The sequence below is a fragment of the Acidovorax sp. FG60 genome (genome assembly GCF_057808995.1).
Genome location: NZ_JBMDJC010000011.1, coordinates 152,725 through 168,295, shown reverse-complemented (window position 1 = coordinate 168,295; position 15,571 = coordinate 152,725). Strand labels below are relative to the sequence as shown.

Annotated in this window: 15 protein-coding genes; 6 read left to right on the top strand and 9 right to left on the bottom strand. The window is 66.6% G+C overall.

What is annotated here, in order from left to right:
- Positions 1-62 precede the first annotated feature (62 nt).
- Entirely contained in the window at positions 63-365 is a 303-nt protein-coding gene (gene rpsT, locus ACODS0_RS17775) for a 30S ribosomal protein S20 (RefSeq protein WP_008905691.1), read from the bottom strand.
- Positions 366-564: 199 nt separating this feature from the next.
- On the opposite strand from rpsT, the gene murJ reads away from it, so the two are divergent.
- Positions 565-2,130, top strand: a complete 1,566-nt coding sequence (gene murJ / locus ACODS0_RS17770) for a murein biosynthesis integral membrane protein MurJ (protein ID WP_121419265.1) — start codon at positions 565-567, stop codon at positions 2,128-2,130.
- 82 nt (positions 2,131-2,212) lie between these two features.
- Entirely contained in the window at positions 2,213-3,064 is an 852-nt protein-coding gene (locus ACODS0_RS17765; RefSeq protein WP_121422607.1) for a SirB1 family protein, read from the top strand.
- 3 nt (positions 3,065-3,067) lie between these two features.
- Here ACODS0_RS17765 and ACODS0_RS17760 read toward each other — a convergent pair whose 3' ends face one another.
- Together ACODS0_RS17760 and ACODS0_RS17755 are read right to left on the bottom strand one after the other, a co-directional pair.
- On the bottom strand, positions 3,068-3,916 hold the full coding sequence (locus tag ACODS0_RS17760; RefSeq protein WP_488836187.1) for a ParB N-terminal domain-containing protein: 849 nt from the start codon (positions 3,914-3,916) through the stop codon (positions 3,068-3,070).
- 85 nt (positions 3,917-4,001) lie between these two features.
- On the bottom strand, positions 4,002-5,069 hold the full coding sequence (locus tag ACODS0_RS17755; RefSeq protein WP_233559384.1) for a transporter: 1,068 nt from the start codon (positions 5,067-5,069) through the stop codon (positions 4,002-4,004).
- A gap of 119 nt (positions 5,070-5,188) precedes the next feature.
- On the opposite strand from ACODS0_RS17755, the gene ppk2 reads away from it, so the two are divergent.
- On the top strand, positions 5,189-6,103 hold the full coding sequence (gene ppk2 / locus ACODS0_RS17750; protein ID WP_121508792.1) for a polyphosphate kinase 2: 915 nt from the start codon (positions 5,189-5,191) through the stop codon (positions 6,101-6,103).
- A gap of 59 nt (positions 6,104-6,162) precedes the next feature.
- Here the strand turns inward: ppk2 and ACODS0_RS17745 are convergent, their stop codons facing one another.
- Together ACODS0_RS17745 and ACODS0_RS17740 are read right to left on the bottom strand one after the other, a co-directional pair.
- Entirely contained in the window at positions 6,163-6,921 is a 759-nt protein-coding gene (locus ACODS0_RS17745; protein ID WP_055394454.1) for a LytR/AlgR family response regulator transcription factor, read from the bottom strand.
- Positions 6,902-8,200: a sensor histidine kinase gene (locus ACODS0_RS17740; protein WP_488836186.1), complete on the bottom strand. Its 1,299-nt coding sequence runs from the start codon at positions 8,198-8,200 to the stop codon at positions 6,902-6,904. The genes ACODS0_RS17745 and ACODS0_RS17740 overlap by 20 nt, the downstream gene beginning before the upstream one ends.
- Before the next feature lie 52 nt (positions 8,201-8,252).
- On the opposite strand from ACODS0_RS17740, the gene argH reads away from it, so the two are divergent.
- Together argH and ACODS0_RS17730 are read left to right on the top strand one after the other, a co-directional pair.
- On the top strand, positions 8,253-9,722 hold the full coding sequence (gene argH, locus ACODS0_RS17735) for an argininosuccinate lyase (protein WP_488836185.1): 1,470 nt from the start codon (positions 8,253-8,255) through the stop codon (positions 9,720-9,722).
- Positions 9,723-9,763: 41 nt separating this feature from the next.
- Positions 9,764-10,753 (top strand): Bug family tripartite tricarboxylate transporter substrate binding protein, encoded by a 990-nt coding sequence (locus tag ACODS0_RS17730; protein WP_488836184.1) that lies wholly within the window; start codon positions 9,764-9,766, stop codon positions 10,751-10,753.
- A gap of 328 nt (positions 10,754-11,081) precedes the next feature.
- On the opposite strand, the gene ACODS0_RS17725 is transcribed toward ACODS0_RS17730, so the two are convergent.
- From ACODS0_RS17725 to ACODS0_RS17710, 4 genes are read right to left on the bottom strand one after another with little or no spacing between them, the layout of a single operon-like run.
- Complete coding sequence (locus ACODS0_RS17725; protein WP_488836183.1) at positions 11,082-12,083, bottom strand: GlxA family transcriptional regulator; 1,002 nt, start codon at positions 12,081-12,083, stop codon at positions 11,082-11,084.
- Positions 12,084-12,120: 37 nt separating this feature from the next.
- Positions 12,121-12,756 carry a DJ-1/PfpI family protein gene (locus ACODS0_RS17720; RefSeq protein WP_488836182.1) on the bottom strand — a complete coding sequence of 212 codons (636 nt, stop codon included), beginning with the start codon at positions 12,754-12,756 and terminating at the stop codon, positions 12,121-12,123.
- A gap of 7 nt (positions 12,757-12,763) precedes the next feature.
- Positions 12,764-13,555, bottom strand: a complete 792-nt coding sequence (locus ACODS0_RS17715; protein WP_488836181.1) for a carbon-nitrogen hydrolase family protein — start codon at positions 13,553-13,555, stop codon at positions 12,764-12,766.
- Between the two features lie 15 nt (positions 13,556-13,570).
- Positions 13,571-14,140, bottom strand: coding sequence for a cysteine hydrolase family protein (locus ACODS0_RS17710; RefSeq protein ID WP_228899842.1), 570 nt, complete (start codon positions 14,138-14,140; stop codon positions 13,571-13,573).
- A 309-nt stretch (positions 14,141-14,449) separates the two neighbouring features.
- Here ACODS0_RS17710 and ACODS0_RS17705 point away from each other — a divergent pair, with 309 nt between their 5' ends.
- Entirely contained in the window at positions 14,450-15,523 is a 1,074-nt protein-coding gene (locus ACODS0_RS17705; protein ID WP_488836180.1) for an extracellular catalytic domain type 1 short-chain-length polyhydroxyalkanoate depolymerase, read from the top strand.
- Positions 15,524-15,571: the final 48 nt, after the last annotated feature.

Sequence of the window (15,571 nt, the reverse complement as noted above, 5' to 3'; positions counted from 1 at the left end):
AAACGGCGAACGGCATATGCCGTTCGGGCTGTTTGCCTGCCGGGGCAGGCGGAGGGGTTGGTTTAGGCGGCTGCCAGTGCCAGGGCTTTCACCTTGGCAGACAGACGGCTCTTGTCGCGAGCAGCCTTGTTCTTGTGGAAGATGCCCTTGTCAGCCACGGTGTCCACCACGGCTTGCATCTTGGCGAACAGTTCGGTCGCCTTGGTCTTGTCGCCAGCCAGAACAGCCTTTTCGACGTTCTTGACAGCGGTACGGTATTTGGAGCGCAGCGAGGTATTCGCAGCGTTGAGCTTGATGTCCTGACGGACGCGCTTGCGGCCCGACGCCAGGCGCGGGTTCTTTTTCTTGGGTTTAGCGGATGCCATGATTTAGTTCCTTGGGTCTGTGGATGATGCCAGCAAAGCCCGCGATTATAGCCCAAGGCTGTTTGTTCATCGCCATGGTGTTCAAAACCGGCGTAGCGCCATCGCTAGCGTACCCCTGGAACTGGCTCTGCCAGGCCACAGGGTGCGTCCCCCTCTGGGGGAAGGCGCGAAGCGGCTCAGGGGGAATACACTCCCGCCCGTGTCACTGTTCAAAGCCGCCTCCACCGTTTCCCTTTTGACCCTTGCCTCCCGCATCACCGGGCTGGTGCGAGAGCTTCTCATGGCTTCCGTCTTTGGGGTTAGTGCCATGACGGACGCCTTCAATGTGGCATTTCGTATCCCCAATCTGTTCCGGCGGGTGCTGGGCGAGGGCGCCTTCAGCCAGGCTTTTGTCCCGGTGCTGTCCGCCACCCGTGCCCAGGAGGGCGAAGAGAGTGCCCGCGCGCTGATCGACCATGTGGGCACCTTGCTGGCATGGACGCTGGTGCTGCTGTGTATTGCTGGCGTGCTGGGCGCCCCCTGGATGGTGTGGGGCATGGCCAGCGGGCTCAAGCAGTCGCCCCAGGGCTTTGACGCCGCCGTCACCATGACGCGCTGGATGTTCCCGTACATCGGCTTCATGTCGCTGGTGGCGCTGGCGGGGGGCATTCTCAATACCTGGAAGAAGTTTGCAGTGCCGGCGGCGTCGCCGGTGCTGCTCAACATCGCACTGATCCTGTCCATCACGGTGGGCGCACCCTGGTTTTCCCGCCATGGCATCGAGCCCATTTACGCCCAGGCGGCGGGGGTGATGCTGGGTGGCTTGCTGCAACTGGCCATCCAGGTGCCTGCGCTGGTGCGCCTGGGGTTGCTGCCGCGCATTGGGGTGCGCTGGGCGGCCATTCGTGCCGCCTGGTCCGACCCCACCACGCGCAAAGTGGCACGGCTGATGCTGCCCGCGCTGCTGGGGGTGAGCGTGGCGCAGATATCCCTGCTGATCAATACGCAGATTGCCTCGCACCTGCCCACAGGCAGCGTGAGCTGGATCACCTACGCAGACCGCCTGATGGAGCTGCCGACCGCGCTGCTGGGCGTGGCGCTGGGTGTGGTACTGATGCCGCAACTGGCCAGCGCCCGCGCCAAGCAGGACGACGACCAGTACTCGGCCATGCTCGACTGGGGGCTGCGCTTGGTGGTGCTGTTGTCCGTGCCCTGCATGGTGGCCTTGCTGGTCTTTTCAGAGCCGCTGGTGGCGGTGCTGTACCACTATGGGGCCTTTGGCGATCAGGACGTGCGCCAAACCACCCTGGCACTCACGGGTTATGGCGTGGGCCTGGTGGGCATTGTGGCCATCAAGGTGCTGGCGCCGGGCTTCTATGCCAAACATGACATGCGTACCCCCATGCTCATTGCGGTGGCGGTGCTGGTGCTGACCCAGTTGATGAACCTGGTGCTGGTGCGTTACCTGCAGCATGCGGCCCTGACGTTGACCATCGGCATTGGCGCACTCATCAATGCCGGTTGGCTGTTGATCGGTTTGCTGCGGCGCGGCAGCTACCGGCCCCTGCCGGGGTGGGGCAAGTTCGCCCTGCAGGTGATCGCTGCGAGCGCCTTGCTGGCCGTGCTGCTGGTATGGGGTGCGCAGCATTTCGACTGGGTGGAAATGAGGGGGCAAACCCTGCAGCGGATAGGGTTGCTGGCGGCGCTCATGGCTGCTGCTGCCGTGCTGTACTTTGGCGCGCTGTGGGCAGCCGGGCTCAAGCTGCGCCAGCTGTTGCGGCGCTGATTTCACCGAAGGCCACAAATGCCCTGTCAAGAAGGGCTTTCTGTCGCTTGACGCCGCCCGCCCCGGCACTTACAACACCACCATGTCACTGAGCTATTCCGTACCCACCTCGCTGGAGTACTTTGCATCGCTGGTGCAAAGCGATGATCACTTCCCGCTGCTGGAGGCAGCGGCCAGCCTGGCGCAGGACGAATACCCTGAGCTCGACATGCAGCAACTGCTGGGCGACATGGATCAGCTGCTTGCGCGCATCAAGCGCCGCCTGCCTGCCGACGCACCTGCGCTGCAGCGCCTGCGTACGCTCAACCAGTTTTTCTTTGTCGACCTGGGCTTTGGCGGCAACATCAATAACTACTACGACCCCGAAAACAGCTATCTCAACGCCGTGCTGCGAACGCGCCGGGGCATCCCCATCAGCCTGGCCGTGTTGTGGATGGAGCTGGCTCAGGGCCTGGGCCTGCATGCCCGGGGCATTGCATTCCCCGGGCACTTCATGGTCAAGGTGCTGCTGCCCAAAGGACAGGTGGTGCTGGACCCGATCTCGGGCCAGTCGCTCAGCCGCGAAGAGCTTGCCGAACGGCTGGAGCCTTACAAGCGCCGCAACGGCCTGGTGGACGACTACGACGTGCCGCTGGGCCTGTACCTTCAGGCGGCCACACCGCGCGACATCATTGCGCGCATGCTGCGCAATCTGAAAGAGGTGCACCGCACGCAGCACGACTGGCAGCGCTTGATCACCGTGCTCGACCGGCTCATCGTGCTGCTGCCTGACGCCTGGGGCGAGCGGCGGGATCGGGGGCTGGCCCATGCCGAGCGGGGCAACACCCTCGAAGCGATGGCCGATCTGGAAGCCTACCTGGCCCACGCCGAAGACGGGCTCGACATCGACCTGATCGCTGACCGGCTGAGCGCGCTGCGCAACGCCAACGGCTGACGCTCAGAACGGCGCGCTGCCTTCTGGCAGTGCCGCCTGCAATTGCGCCACCTGCCGACGCAGCTGGGTGTTCTCTGCCGTCAGTTCTGCCACGCGGGCCCGCAGGGCCTGCAGTTCATCGGCGCCCGCTTCAGCGCCCGGGCTGGCGTCCTTGGCCGCAGGGCTTTCGTCCGATGGCGCTTCTTCGCGTGGCTTGCGCTTGTTGAGTTCGCGCACGCGCTTGGCGGCCTGCTTGAGTTCGTCCTTGCCTGCCACGACGGCTGCCACCTGCTCCTCGGCGGGCAGCGTGGCTACGGCAGCTGCCGCATTGATGGAGATGGTGCCGGACTTCACGGCCGCCACCAGTTCCGGTGCGGCCTGCTTCTGGATTTTTTCGATCATCACCACCTGGCTGCTGCTCAGGCGCGCGGCCTTGGCAATGGCTTCGCGGCTGTCCAGGGGCGAGGGTGCGGGCAGGGCGGCCGCAGCTTCGGGGGTGTCAGGGGTGGTGGCCGCTTCGGTGTCTGCGGCCGTCGTTGCGCGGGCCTTGCGGTCGGCCATGATCTCGCGCTTGCGCAGCGCCAGTACGCCGCGCTGGAAATCCGATACGCTGCGGCGCCCCAGGTGCTGGTCGATCATCCACAGGTGCACGTCTTCCATCGACTGAAAGCGCGGGTTTTGCACGGTCTGGAACGGCAGGCCATGCTTTTGACAGATGCCATAGCGGTTGTGGCCGTCCACCAGCACATCGCCCCACAGCACCAGCGCGTCGCGGCAGCCTTCGGCCAGGATGCTGCGCTCCAGCGCCTCGTGTTCGTCGGGGGTCAGGGGTTCGATATAGGCTTTGAGTTCTTCGTTGACGACGATGTTCATGGCAGGGCAGGCAATCGGGAGCGGGGAAGGGGCGCGATTGTAGAGGCCCCGACAAGAGTCCTGGGCCAGGGCGCCGCCCTGGGCACTACGGGTCTCGCGTGCCCCGCAGCGCCAGCCAGCCCGCTACCGCAGTAAAGGCCGCCACCACGGCCACGATGATCCAGAAGCCATGCCCGTTGTCGGCCAGCGGCACGCCGCCCACGTTCATGCCGAACAGGCCAGCCAGGATGTTGATGGGCAGGGCCAGCACGGTCACCACCGTCAGCACAAAGAGGCTGCGGCTGTTGGCTTCCTGCACGCTGGCTGCGATCTCTTCCTGCAGCAGCTTGATGCGCTCTTGCAGTCCCTGCATGTCGCGCAGCACCACCGAGAACTCTTCCGTGGAGTCGCGCAGCTCCTGCGCATCGTCCGATCCCATCCAGGCCGGTGGATGCTGCAGTAGGCGGAACAACGCCGCAGGCTCGGGCGCCAGCAGCCGCTGCAGGCGCACCAGCAGGCGCCGCAGCACACCCAGGCGTGCGCGTTTGTGGTCCAGGCGCCCGGCCAGCAGCGCGTCTTCCACGTCGTCGATGCGCTGGGTCACGCCGCGCACGATGTCCACCAGACCCGAGGCCTGCGTGCGCATCAGCTCGGCCAGCAGGGCCACGCTGGAGCAGGGCGCATTGCCGCTGCGCACGGCGGTGCGCAGTGCGTCCACCGACCGCAACGGGCGTGTGCGCCCAGTCACCATCAGGTGCGGCGCCACGCTGGTCCACAGGGTGGCGATGTCCGAGGGCTCGAACGCAAAGTCAAAGTGTGCGTCGTTGAGCACCGCGATCAGCGTGTCGTCGTCGCGCTCGATGCGGGTGGACACAGAACGGTCCTTGAGCGCGTCAAAAAAAGCTTCGGGCAGGTCGGCATGCCGCTCCATCCAGCGCACGGCCTGCGCGTGGCTGAGGTTGAAATGCAGCCACAGGAACTGCCCTTGCGGTGCGGCTCCTGATGGAATGCTTGCCAACCACTGCGCCGCCTGCACGGTATCGACCTCGCGCGGCGCGGTGTTTGCGGCGAGCAGGTAGCCGCAGATGAGCCCGGCGGCATCACCCCCATAGTTCAGGCTGTTGCCTGCAGGCGCAGCGTTGGGGCGGTGGGGGGCGGGGGGAGCGGAGGGCACGGGCCTGCATCCTGGCTGCTGCACATGACGTGGCTGTGACAGATCACACCCGTGTCACGGTCCTGTCACTTGGCGGTACCACCATGGCGCCATCTTTTTTTGCACCGCCGGACGGCACAATGTTCCACAGCAACACCCTTGACACCCAGGAGCTGATGCAGCGCATCGCCAACGACCTCATCGACAGCTACGACGAAGAGCTGGAGCTGGAGATCGAGGACCGCAATGTGGACGACATCGGCGCGCCGCAGCCCACCGATCGCCTGGCGCGCCAGCAGTATTTCAAGGATCTGTTCCAGTTGCAGGGTGAACTCGTCAAGCTGCAGGACTGGGTGCAGCACAGCCGCCAGAAGGTGGTGATCCTGTTCGAGGGGCGCGATGCAGCCGGCAAGGGCGGCGTGATCAAGCGCATCACCCAGCGTCTGAACCCGCGCGTGGCCCGTGTGGCGGCACTGCCTGCGCCCAACGACCGCGAGCGCACCCAGTGGTACTTTCAGCGCTATGTGGCGCACCTGCCTGCGGCCGGCGAGATGGTGCTGTTTGACCGCAGCTGGTACAACCGTGCGGGCGTCGAGCGGGTGATGGGCTTTTGCACCGACGACGAATACGAAGAGTTCTTCCGCACCGTGCCTGAGTTTGAAAAGATGCTCGTGCGCTCGGGCATCACACTCGTCAAATACTGGTTCTCCATCACCGACGAAGAGCAGCATCTGCGCTTTCTGGGCCGCATCCACGACCCGCTCAAGCAGTGGAAGCTCAGCCCCATGGACCTGGAAAGCCGCGTGCGCTGGGAGGCCTACACCAAGGCCAAAGAGACGATGCTGGAGCGTACCCACATCCCTGAGGCGCCTTGGTGGGTCGTGCAGGCGGTGGACAAGAAAAAGGCCCGCCTCAATTGCATCGCCCACCTGCTGTCGCAACTGCCCTACCAGGACGTGCCCCACCCGACCGTGGTGCTGCCCGAGCGGGTGCGCAACCCTGAATACCTGCGCCAGCCGGTGCCCGCGAGCATGTACGTGCCCGAGGTGTATTGAAGAATTGCTATTAAATTTATAGCTATCTGCGCTTGTCTATCAAACGCTAGCGGCCAAAATCAGCGCGCCAACTCCTCTCGCACGGCCGCGACTTGCCGGCGGGAGACCGCCAGCAATTCGGTGGACCCCTGCAGCCGCACCGCCCAGCCTTCGCCCTCTTCGGGGTCGTAGTGTTTCTCCAGTGCGCGTACTGCGCGGCGGGCCACGAGCGCATTGCGGTGGATGCGCAGGAAGCGCGGGGCGAACTTGGTTTCTATCTCGCTGAGCGAGCCGTCCATGATGTAGCTGCGGGTGGTGGTGCGCACGGTCACGTACTTCTGCTCGGCCTTGAAGTACAGCACCTCGGCCAGGGGCAGGCGTTCGGTGCGGCCCCGGTCCTGGATCAGCAGGGTTTCGCCTTCGGGCAGGCTGGGCGCCTGGGCGGGTGCGGAAGGGCGTGCGCTGCGCTGCGCCTTGGCCAGTGCCTGCTGCAAGCGTTCGCGGCGCACGGGCTTGGTCAGGTAGTCGGTGGCGTCCAGCTCGAACGCGCTCACGGCGTGGTCGGCGTGGGCCGTCACAAACACCACCGCCGGGGGCTGGGGCAGGGTCTGCAGTGTGTGGGCCAGGGCCAGGCCGTCCTGGCCGGGCATGTGGATGTCGAGCAGCACCAGGTCAAAACCCCGTCCGCCCGTGGGGCCCAGCAGTGCCATGGTTTCGCTCGCGTTGGAGGCCTCGGCCACCGTCATGCGCTGAGCGGGCTGGGCCTGGGCGCAATCGGCCAACAGGGTCCGCAGGCGGCTGCGCGCAAGGGCTTCATCGTCAACGATCAGGATGTTCATGGTCTCTCAAGGGGCTGTTGTTGTCGTTGGGGCTGTCCACCATGCGGCGCTGCAACGGCGCCGCGCGGCTGCCATGGCGGTTGCCGGGGTTGCCAGAACTGCGGCGCGCGGGCGGCGCTGTGCTGCGCCCACCCCGGGGGCGGGGCTGGGGGGCGGGGGCGGGCAGGGTAATGCGCACCTGGTAGAGGCCATCCTGCACGCCAGCGGTGAACTCGCCCTGCACATCGTGCAGCAGCGCCAGCCGCGCACGTACATTGGCCAGCGCAATGCCGTGGCCGCGGGGCGCGGTGTCCTCTCCATTGCCATGGCCGTTCTTGCCTTCCTTGGGGGGAAGGGTGTTGGTGATGCGCACCACCACACGGCTGCCGCGCAGCTCGGTCAGCACGCGGAGCTTGCCACCCCGGTCGCTGGGCTCCACGCCGTGTTTGACGGCGTTTTCCACCAGGGGCTGCAGCAGCAGCGGGGGCAGGCGGGCGCCATCGGTGCGGGGGTCCAGGTTCCACTGCACCTGCAGGCGTTTGCCAAAGCGCACCTCTTCGATGCCCAGGTAGCGGCGCGCGAGCGTGATTTCTTCGGCCAGCGTGGTCGATTCACCCTGCTCGATGAGGGCGACCCGAAACAGGTCGGACAGGTCTTCCAGCAGCGATTCGGCCTTGGCCGGTTCTTCGCGCACCAGCGCGATGGCGCTGTTGAGCGTGTTGAACAGAAAATGGGGGCGGATGCGTGACTGCAGCTCCGTCAGGCGCGCCGTGGTGGCCGCGGGCGTGCGGCCCCGCGCGCGCAGCACCAGCGCTGCCACCAGCATGGCTGCCAGCAGCGCACCCGTGGCGGCGCTGGCCAGCCAGGGGGCCGAGGTGGGCTGCGCCACCAGCGCCAGCATGCCGCAGGCATAGGCCCCGGCCAGGGCACCCAGCAGCACGCCCGCCAGGTATTGCTGCACGGTGGTCAGGCGCTGCAGCACGGTCTTGAGGCTGCAGGCCGTGACCAGCCACAGCAGCGTGGCGGGCAGCGCACCGCCCGTCAGCAGCGCCAGGGTGGCCAGCCATTCCACAGGGTTGCCCGCCCCATACATCGCGCCCACGCCCACCACCAGCTCCACGAACAGCACGGCCCGCAGCACCACGCCCACCTGGCAGGCGTCAAACACCAGGGCCCGCCCGCGCGGCGGCTGCCCGCCCGGCCCGGCGCCAGCGGCCGCCCGCACGCTGCGCGCAGACCTTTCTGGCGGGCCAGAATCGGGCAGCGGGGGCTGGGTCGATAAAATTTGCGTGTTTTGCATTGCGGCGCCCGGGTTGTCCGGGTGTCTGAACCTCCGGATTATTGCCCTCCTTATGTCCAAAGCCCAAGCCACCAGCGCTGACTCTGCGCCGTCCCACAACCAGCTCGACACCAAGGCCCAGGCCTGGTCAGCGTTGTTTTCCGAGCCCATGAGCGACCTGGTCAAGCGCTACACCTCCAGCGTGTTCTTCGACAAGCGCCTGTGGCAGGCCGATATTGCAGGCAGCCTGGCACATGCCGAGATGCTCGCCGCGCAGGGCATCATCTCTGCCTCCGACCACGCCTCCATCCAGCGCGGCATGGCGCAGATCACGCAAGAGATCGAATCCGGCGCGTTCGAATGGAAGCTGGACCTTGAAGACGTACACCTGAACATCGAAGCCCGCCTGACCCAGCTGGTGGGCGACGCTGGCAAGCGCCTGCACACCGGCCGCAGCCGCAACGACCAGGTGGCCACGGACGTGCGCCTGTGGCTGCGCGGCGAGATTGATTTGATCGGCGACCTGCTCAAAGAGCTGCAGGTGTCGCTGGTGGATGTGGCCGAGCAGAACGTCGAGGTGATCCTGCCCGGCTTCACCCACCTGCAGGTGGCTCAGCCGGTGAGCTTTGGCCACCACATGCTCGCCTATGTGGAAATGTTCAAGCGCGATGCCGAGCGCATGGCCGACGTGCGCCGCCGCACCAACGTGCTGCCCCTGGGGTCTGCGGCCCTGGCCGGCACCACCTACCCGCTGGACCGCGAGCGCGTCGCAAAAACCCTGGGCATGGAGGGCGTGTGCCAGAACAGCCTGGACGCCGTGAGCGACCGCGACTTCGCCATCGAATTCACCGCCGCCGCCAGCCTGTGCATGGTGCACGTGAGCCGCTTGAGCGAAGAACTCATCATCTGGATGAGCCAGAACTTCGGCTTCATCAAGATCGCCGACCGCTTCACCACCGGCTCTTCCATCATGCCGCAGAAGAAGAACCCCGACGTGCCGGAACTGGCGCGCGGCAAGACCGGCCGCGTGGTGGGCCACCTCATGGGCCTCATCACCCTGATGAAAGGCCAGCCCCTGGCCTACAACAAGGACAACCAGGAAGACAAGGAGCCACTGTTCGACACCGTGGACACGCTCAAAGACACACTGCGCATCTTTGCCGAGATGGTGGGCGGCCAGATGAACCCCGCCACGGGCCAAAAGGAAGGCGGCATCACCGTGAACGCGCAAGCCATGGAGCAGGCTGCCCTCAAGGGCTACGCCACGGCCACCGACCTGGCCGACTACCTGGTGAAAAAGGGCCTGCCCTTCCGCGACGCGCACGAAACCGTGGCCCATGCGGTGAAGGCGGCCACCTCGCACGCGTGCGACCTGTCGGAGCTGCCTTTGACGGTGCTGCAGGGCTTTCACCCCGCCATCGAGAAGGATGTGTACGAGTGCCTGAGCCTGCGTGGCTCGCTCAACGCCCGCAACACGCTGGGGGGTACGGCCCCCGCGCAGGTGCGCCTGCAGTTGGAGCGCCATCGCGCACGCCTGGCCTGATTTTTGCGGTGCCCATTGCACATCCTTTTGGAGCTTTTGCCATGACCCCATCCCGCCGCAGCCTGTTGTCCCGTCTTTTGCGCACCAGCGCCTTTCTGGGGGCTGCGCTGACCGTGGGGCTCGCGTCGGCGCAGTCGGCCAAGCCCATTCGCCTGCTGGTGGGGTTCCCGCCCGGCGGTGGTTCGGACGCCATTGCGCGCACCTTGTCCGAGAAGCTCAAGGACGAACTGGGCGTGCCAGTGGTGGTGGAAAACCGCCCCGGCGCCGGGGGCCAGATTGCGGCCCAGGCGCTCAAAGCCGCAGTGCCCGATGGGACCACGCTGTTCATCACGCACGACCACACCATCTCCATCCTGCCCCAGGTGGTCAAGAACGCTGGCTTCGACCCGGTGCGCGACTTCGTTCCCGTCGGTGGCTTTGCCACCTTTGTGAATGCATTTGCCGTCTCGGGCGGCACGCCCGCCAAGTCGTTCGGCGACTACGTCAACTGGGTGCGCACGGCGGGCCAGGGCAAGGGGGCCGTGGGTATCCCGGCGCCAGCTTCCACCCCCGAATTCCTGGTCAAGCTGATCGGGCAGAAGTACCAGATCGACCTGGTGTCCGCCCCCTACCGGGGCAGCGCGCCCATGATGGCCGACATGCTGGGCAACCAGATCGGTGCAGGCGTCGCCTCGGTGCAGGATTTCATCGAGAACCACAAGGCGGGCAAGGTGCGCGTGGTGGGCGTGCTCGGCACCAAGCGCCAGGCCGCCATGCCCGATGTGCCCACGTTCGACGAAATGGGCCTCAAGGGCTTTGAAGACCTGCCGTACTACGGCATCTACGCCCCCACCGGCACACCGCAGAAGTTCATCACCGAGTTCTCCATCGCCCTGTCCAAGGTGGTGTCGATGCCGGATGTGCGCGAGCACCTGACGGCCATGGGCCTCACGGTGGGCTACATGACACCGCAGCAGCTGGCCACCCGCCAGGCGGCCTACACCGAGGCTTGGACGCGCATCATCAAGACCAGCGGGTTTGTGGCGCAGTAGGCCAGGGCGTGATTGGTGTGGTCATTCGAGCGGATGCCGCTGCATCCTCCAGTTCCTGAGAACGGTCGAATTGCGGAAATTCAAACTGCGGATTCACGTGCTGCAGATTTCTAAGGCTGGGCCGGGCCTTTGAATTGGTGCGCCGCAAAAGCCGTGACCCGGTCAAAGCGCTCCTCGGGCAGGGTGTCCAGAGTCTGTTGCGGGCGCGGGGCCTGCAGACGTTCATTCTCATCGGCGCGATGGCTTTTTCATGGCAGTGTCTGTGCCGTCGCGGCGGGTGCCTTTTGGGGCTGTGGCCGAGGCTGCGAAGCGGGCCGGTGCCCGCAGTTCAGTGCGCGCGCGCCCGGCCCGTACCCTGCGACGGCGTGCCTCCGCGCCCGAACTGGTGCCAGGCCCGGCGCAGCTGGGTGTCGGAGCTGAACCCCGCCATCAGTGCCGCCTGCGTCACGTTCTGGCCAGACCGCAGCGCGGCCTCGGCCGTGGCCAGGCGGATGCGCCGCAGGTACTGCAGCGGGGCGATGCCCGCATGTTCCAGGAACAGCCGCGTGAGGTGGCGCGGCGAGGTGTGTGCCACCTCGGCCATCTGCGGCACGCTCCAGTCGGCCTGCGGTTGCTGGCCCACGGCGTCCTGCACGCGGTGCAGTGCGGGATGCATGTGGTTGCGGTGGTGCAGAAACGGCGAGAACTGCGGGTCGTCCGGCCCCCGGCGCAGCCCGATCACCATGGCCTGCGCCACCTGCACCGCCACCGTGGGGCTGCAGATGTCGGAGATGCGGTGGAGCAGCAGGTCGATGCCGGTGGTCACGCCTGCGCTGGTGTAGATGGGGCCATCGGCTACGAACACGCGGTTGGCGGCCACGTCGCAGCGTGGGTCTACCAGGGCCAGCTCGTCCAGGTGCAGGTGGTGCGTGGTGGCGCGCCGGCCGGTCAGCAGCCCTGCATGGGCGGCCAGCACCGCGCCCGCGCACACGGTGACCAGCTCCAGCTGCCCGGCCACCGGGCGCAGGCCGCGCAGCCAGTGCAGCAGGGCCTGGGCTTCGGGGCCGCTCACGTCGATGTGGTGGCCTGCCAGGCCCACCAGCACCACCCACGCGGGGCTGGGCAGTGTGTCAGGCAGCGGCGCCAGCCCGGTGACAGCGACCCCCACGGACGACATCGACTCGGGCGTGGGGCTCACGAAGTGCTGCACAAAGCGCTCTGGTTGGCCCAGGGCGACCAGGGTCTGGTTGGCAATCCGCAGCGCCTCGGCCGGGCCCGCCCAGTCCAGCACCAGGCTGCCAGGCAGCAGGGCGAAGTACACGTGGATGGGGGAAGGTGTGGTGTCCTGCATGACAAGTTCTTGAAAAAGGCGCCGCTCCCAAGGGGGTTTATGGCTCCCTGTTCCACGGGGTGTCCATCTGGCGGGCGGTGCGCTCCGCAAGTGCTGCGCCCGCCAGCCGGGTGACCAGGTGCAGGCTCATGTCAATGCCGGCGCTGATGCCGGCCGACGTGACCAGCGCCCCCCGGTCTACCCAACGCACATTTTCCCGCACATCCAGGGTGGGAAACTGCGCCCGCAGGTCAGCAATGTCCTCCCAGTGGGTGGTGGCAGGGCCTTCGGTCAGCACGCCTGCGGCTGCCAGGATGAATGCTCCTGTGCACACCGAGGCGGTGATCTGCGCACCACGCGCCGCCTGGGCCACCCAGGCGCGGGTGTCTGCGCAGGCCGCGGCGGCGTCCACCACGCCGCCGGGCACGATGAGCACATCGGGCGCGGTGGCGCTGGTGAAGTCCGCGTCCGGCAGCACGCGCAGACCAGCGCGGGCCCGCACGGGGGCCAGGCTGCGGGCCACGCACTGCACGGCAAATGGCGCGGGTGCGCCAGGCTGCAGGCGCTGCGCCATGCGCACGGCGGTGGTGAACACTTCGTAGGGGCCGCCCAGGTCCAGGGCTTCCACCTCGTCAAAAACGAGGATGGCGACTTGCAGGGGCTTTGGGGGTTTGATGGCAGATGGCGTGGTCATGGTGTGGTCATGGTGTGGTGCGGGGAGGGTGGTGGGCAAACACATAACGCGGATAGGTGCCGTGCGCAGTCGTTGCGGCGTTCAGGTCGATATCGACGGTGCAAAAGGGTTGTTCTGCCGTGGTGCGGGCGAGCAGGGCGCCATCGGGGCTGATGACCCAGCCCGCGCCGCCATAGGTGCCTGCGGCGTGGTCCGCGCGGTTGGACGACAGGCTGTAGGCGCCAGTGCGCACGGCGGCCACGGTGCCCACGGCCAGCCATTTGTCCGTGGTGGCGGCCGCTGTGGCGCGCGGCGACAGGATGGCCTGCAGCCCGCCCAGCGCCGCATAGTGGGCATAGGTGTCCAGCGCCCAGAGTTCGGTGCAAATATTCAGGCCGAAGGCCAGCGGCCCGGCGTTGAAACGGGGAAATGCTGCATCACCGCGCTCAAACCACTGGGCTTCCCAACCACCCGGTTCATCGGGCAGGTGGAACTTGCGCCGCAGGGGCGCGTAGCCGGTCTGCGCGGACCAGAGAAAGCCCTCGTTCAGGCGCTGCCCGCCCGCAGTGACCGGGCGCGCGCCCACCACCCAGTCGGCGCCCAGCTCGGGCAGGCGGGTCGCCCAGGTGTCGCTGAGTGCGACGGCTGCGCCCCAGCGTGCAGGATCGGCGGGGAGCGATTCCCACACCGGCTCGACAAAGGCGAACTCGGGCAGCAGCACCAGCTCGGATTGCGCGCTGTGGGTGTGGGCGCACAGCGCGGCCCAGGCGGCTTCGAGCTGGTCTGGTTGATAGGGCAATTCGCAGACAGTGGCGCGCATGGTGTTCTCCGGCGGTCAGGCTGCGGCCGCTTCCAGGGCGTCCAGGGCTTCCCGCACGGTGCGCAGCGTGGCAAAGCGGCCCTGCAGCACGGTGGCGGTGCGGGTCTTGATGTCGGCGGCTGCCAGCGTCTGGCCGTCTGGCTGCACCATGTCCCAGGTCAAGGTGGCGTCGGTCACATAGTCCACCTCCCAGCCCAGGTCGGAGGCGTGGCGCGTGGTGGTTTCGCAGCATTGTTCGGTGCGGATGCCGCTGATGATGAGGCGCTGGATGCCATGGCTCGTCAGCCACACGTCCAGTCCCGTGCCCACCAGCGCGCTGTGGCGCGACTTGGTGAAGGTGGCGGCCGCCTCGAAGGGCGCCAGGCCATCGAGTGCGCGCACCTGGCCTGACACCTGCGAAAACGCATTCTCTGGCACTTCGGGGCCTTCGCTGTGGAACACCCGCACCACCGGCACGCCGCGCGCCACGCAGCCTTCGATCAGGGCGTTCTGGGCCTGCAGATAGGCGGGCAGGTCGTGCGTGGTGAAGTAAGGGCGGTGGCGAAAGGACTCCTGGACGTCAATCACAATCAGACATGTTTTCATGGTGTGCTTCTTTCGATGGATGGTTTGAAGCCTCTATTTTTATTAAGCTAAGGCGTGGAGTCCGCGCCAGACGGGACAGGTTTCGATCAATTTACGCCATCGGTGGAGGTCTTGGCGAGGTTTCATCGGGAATGGTGGGCAAGCGGGCCATGGGGTTGTCTGGAAAAAGGCGATTAACGCTGTATGGGTAATGTTTTTTAGCTATCAAATTGATAGTTTTGCGCGGTGAGCCGCATAAGCTGTTATGGTGATTAGGGTTTTCCCTAAATTTTTGACCTCTACAGCCCACCCACTACACAACTCCTTGCCATGGCCAGACGCTCCCGCTTGTTTTCCCTGTCAGCGCTGACGCGGGCCTACCAGCGCAACCTGAAGGCCTTTGCCCGGGCGGCGCGCCCTGTGCGCGCCAAGGCCCCGGCTGCGCCGCGCCGGGTGGTGCCTGCGCCAGCCGTGCCAGCCCGGCGCGCGGCCAGCAAGCCCGTGCCCGCTCGCGGAGAGTGGGTCGGTGGCATTGCACCCGGGCCTGCGGGAGCGCGGCGCTACCACCTCTACATCCCGCCAGGGCTGGCGCTGAAAGCAGACGAGAAACTGCCCTTGCTGGTCATGCTGCATGGCTGCGGCCAGACGGGGGGCGATCTGGCTGCCGCCACGCGCATGAACCGGCTGGCCGCGCGCGAGCGTTTTCTGGTGCTGTACCCAGAGCAGGAGCGCATGGCCAACGCCCATGGTTGCTGGAACTGGTTTGAGCGCCGCAACGGCAAGGCCCAGGCCGAGGCAGCCACGCTGCTGGCTGCGGTGGACAAGGTGGCGCGCCGCTACCCGGTGGACCTGGCCCGTGTGGCCGTGGCGGGCTTGTCGGCCGGTGCCAGCATGGCCGTGCTGATGGCCGCGCTCTATCCCCAGCGGTTCTGTGCCGTGGCCATGCATTCCGGGGTGGCACCGGGCACGGCTGAATCGGCCGCCACGGCGCTGGCTGCCATGCACGGGCGGCGCGCTGCGCACCTGCCAGAGCCCCTGGGTGTCTCCCTCAACCAGGGCGCAATCCCTTCCGCGCTGCCGCTGCCGCCCCTGCTGGTGCTGCATGGCGATGCCGATGGTGTGGTCTCGGTGCGTAACGCGGCGGCCACGGCCCTGCTGTGGGCGGACGCGCTGGGCGCGCGGGCCGGAGCCTTGCGCACCCTGCAGCGTGGCCAGCGCCATGCCATGCGGGTGACCGAATTCAAGACCCGGGGCCGCACCGTGGTGGCGCTGCGCGAAGTGGCGGGGCTGGCCCACGCCTGGAGCGGCGGCGTGGCGCAATTGCCGTTCAGCGACCCGGCCGGGCCGGATGCCTCGGCCCTGGTGTGGGCCTTTGTGGCGCGGCAGTTTGCAAAAAATGAATAAAAATAAGCTCTAGCGCTTATCTGTCAAGCGTGAGAAGCTATTAAATTT

What these genes read in the sequence shown, in the direction of transcription:
- rpsT (WP_008905691.1), bottom strand. Translation starts at nt 365, where the DNA reads ATGGCATCCGCTAAACCCAAGAAAAAGAACCCGCGCCTGGCGTCGGGC.
- ACODS0_RS17765 (WP_121422607.1), top strand. Translation starts at nt 2,213, where the DNA reads ATGTCACTGAGCTATTCCGTACCCACCTCGCTGGAGTACTTTGCATCG.
- ACODS0_RS17760 (WP_488836187.1), bottom strand. Translation starts at nt 3,916, where the DNA reads ATGAACATCGTCGTCAACGAAGAACTCAAAGCCTATATCGAACCCCTG.
- ppk2 (WP_121508792.1), top strand. Translation starts at nt 5,189, where the DNA reads ATGTTCCACAGCAACACCCTTGACACCCAGGAGCTGATGCAGCGCATC.
- ACODS0_RS17745 (WP_055394454.1), bottom strand. Translation starts at nt 6,921, where the DNA reads ATGAACATCCTGATCGTTGACGATGAAGCCCTTGCGCGCAGCCGCCTG.
- ACODS0_RS17740 (WP_488836186.1), bottom strand. Translation starts at nt 8,200, where the DNA reads ATGCAAAACACGCAAATTTTATCGACCCAGCCCCCGCTGCCCGATTCT.
- argH (WP_488836185.1), top strand. Translation starts at nt 8,253, where the DNA reads ATGTCCAAAGCCCAAGCCACCAGCGCTGACTCTGCGCCGTCCCACAAC.
- ACODS0_RS17730 (WP_488836184.1), top strand. Translation starts at nt 9,764, where the DNA reads ATGACCCCATCCCGCCGCAGCCTGTTGTCCCGTCTTTTGCGCACCAGC.
- ACODS0_RS17725 (WP_488836183.1), bottom strand. Translation starts at nt 12,083, where the DNA reads ATGCAGGACACCACACCTTCCCCCATCCACGTGTACTTCGCCCTGCTG.
- ACODS0_RS17720 (WP_488836182.1), bottom strand. Translation starts at nt 12,756, where the DNA reads ATGACCACGCCATCTGCCATCAAACCCCCAAAGCCCCTGCAAGTCGCC.
- ACODS0_RS17715 (WP_488836181.1), bottom strand. Translation starts at nt 13,555, where the DNA reads ATGCGCGCCACTGTCTGCGAATTGCCCTATCAACCAGACCAGCTCGAA.
- ACODS0_RS17710 (WP_228899842.1), bottom strand. Translation starts at nt 14,140, where the DNA reads ATGAAAACATGTCTGATTGTGATTGACGTCCAGGAGTCCTTTCGCCAC.
- ACODS0_RS17705 (WP_488836180.1), top strand. Translation starts at nt 14,450, where the DNA reads ATGGCCAGACGCTCCCGCTTGTTTTCCCTGTCAGCGCTGACGCGGGCC.